Origin of the sequence: Methanospirillum sp. (assembly GCF_035406105.1) — an archaeon.
Classification (GTDB): domain Archaea; phylum Halobacteriota; class Methanomicrobia; order Methanomicrobiales; family Methanospirillaceae; genus Methanospirillum.
Window position 1 is genome coordinate 1 of record NZ_DAONKG010000288.1, and the last position, 2503, is coordinate 2503.

The 2503-nt window shown below is 48.7% G+C and carries 1 protein-coding gene and 2 pseudogenes; all 3 read left to right on the forward strand.

The window, feature by feature from the left end; translation table 11 throughout:
- Positions 1-483 (forward strand): annotated as a pseudogene (locus PLA23_RS12495) (hypothetical protein); the annotation flags it as partial.
- 19 nt (positions 484-502) lie between these two features.
- A complete protein-coding gene (locus tag PLA23_RS12500; protein ID WP_324475393.1) occupies positions 503-1900 on the forward strand; it encodes a PEGA domain-containing protein in 1398 nt (465 codons plus the stop codon).
- 75 nt (positions 1901-1975) lie between these two features.
- A pseudogene (locus tag PLA23_RS12505) lies at positions 1976-2503 on the forward strand (hypothetical protein); the annotation flags it as partial.

The following is a 2503-nucleotide window of genomic DNA, read 5'->3' on the forward strand; positions in this document are numbered from 1 at the left end:
CCATCCTGGGTGGATCATTTCTCATATGCAGTCAGCCCGATGTTTAATTCGATTACAATGTCCGGATACCTGGACAGCGGCATGCTTCCTCCAGGCTCCAGAAATATCTCATTAGGGAATATCAGTCTGACAGGTATTACACCAGGGGATGCCGAACTGACCATGAATATGACATCCATTGCACAATATGGCTCATCCTTTATGTCATTGTCAGGTATTCCGGCTGATATTCATGTATATGATGTTCCCCCACTTCCTGGGTACACAAACCGGCCAGCTGATATCTGGCCTCCTGGAGTACATGACGGACTCATCGATGACTTTGATGGAAATGGCGTAGTGAACACTGCTGATGTGACAGTATTCTTTAACACCTGGGTTTCAGGAGGATTTACCGGCATGCCGATACCGCCATTTGACTACAACAACAACAACAGGATTGATACCGATGATATTGTGAAATATTTCAATCTCATCTGGTAACCCGATTTCAGGTGATCATATGATGAACAAGTTCATTACAAGCATTCTGACCATATGCATGGTTTCATTGTTCCTCTGCGGAACTGTATGTGCAGCAAAGATATCACTGGAAGATATCAGAATCAGTACTGTGGGACAAAAAGTGGAAATTCCTGTTCTTCTGGATGCAGCCCCGGCTGGCATTTCCGGGTACAAATTTACTACATCGTGTGCACCATCCGGGATTGTAAAGGTCTCTTCGGTAACGATGCCTGAATGGGCCGGAATTAAGGTAGTTGAGGGAACCCCTGGAGAAAAGGTGCTGGTTTCTGGATTAGATCTTGAGATGAAGGTTGAGGCTGGTGCAGGACCGGTTCAGATTTGTACTCTGAGTGTTGAAGGAGTATCTGAAGGTGTTGCAACTCTCACGCTGGATATTACCGAGATCACCGATGACAACGGCAGTCCTATATCAGTAGATCTCACTCCGGCAACCATCACCGTCGGGGGCCAGAGTGCTGTGCCGGGACCGGTTCAGACTCCGCAGACCATATCCACACCCGCCCCCACTCCGGAAGTGACACCGGACATGCAGGAAAAGACCCCGGCAGTTGAGATCACCCCAACGATAACGCCGACACCGGTCCCAACGGTTGTTGCAGACTTTTCTGCCCAGCTTCAGGAAGGGGCGGCTCCGATGACGGTATTCTTCACTGACACCTCCCTGGGCTATCCTACAAAATTTATGTGGGACTTTGGGGACGGTTCAAGTGACAATACCTCTCCTCTTCAAAATCCCCAGCATATATACCGGATTCCGGGGATTTACACGGTGACTCTGACAGCATCCAACAGTGAGTATTCAAATACAACGCAAAAAACGGACTTCATCACGGTCAAACCGATGCATCTGCCAACCAGAGGGGCAAAGAACAATGTGACCATCTTCTCTGTTCCGGACGGGGCGGAGGTGTATCTGAACAATGCTTATCAGGGTCTGACACCGGTATCCCTGACCAATCTGACGACCCGGGATTATCAGCTCAGACTCCATAAAGAGGGATATTATGACATTGTATCCCCGATCACGGTGTATGATGATGTCCTTCCAACATTTATCTCTGGATTTGAAATGATGCCACATCGTGCAGAAATTCGTGAATTGTCTGCGAACCCGCCACAAACCGGTGCAGCATATATCGTCTCGTATCCGGAACTGGTGAATGTCACGATAGATGATGTTCCGGTTGGGAAGACTGATATCATGGTTATGAATCTTGCAGTCGGAGTTCATAATCTGACCCTGAGCAAACCCGGGTATGAACCCTGGCATGACACCCTTGAGATAAAGAATGGTCTTGCAGTGATACAGACCTATCATTATGAAGAGCCATACTTCTCTCTGAACAGGACGGTTGAATATGTTCAGTACCCCTGAACTATCATCTCTGTATGAGATTTTCTGCAGCACTTTCATCGCCATTGTGCATGATGGAAAGGAGAGGTGAATGAAATGAACAGACTACAATTGAGCATCTGTATACTGGTTCTGCTGCTGCCTTTCGCAGGAGTTGCGGCCGGAGCGACATTATCGATAACTGATCTGACTCTTGCATCTGCAGGTTCTTCCGGGACTGTGGATGTTTTCCTCGATCAGGCATCGAACGGGTTGGCAGGATATCAGCTTGAAATATCTGCAAATCCGGCAGGTACGGCAGAGTTTTCATCGGTGAATTTTCCTGCGGCATTCAGCATGAATTCTGCATCGACACTTCCAGCCTCATCGGTCAGTATTGTCGCAGTAGATCTGACGGACCAGATAAAGAGTGGTGCACAAGCCATCAAATTAGCAACGTTGAATGTCAAGGGGCTTGCTGTTGGTTCGTCTGAACTTCAGGTTGCGATCACGGAGCTTACCGATGATCAAGGTAATGCTGTTCCTGCTACCATTCAGCCAGGGCAGGTAAGGGTTGGCTCGCCATCCCCGACGCCGACACCGACCGGTATGCCAACCCCCGCTCCGACAACTCCGGTCCCGACG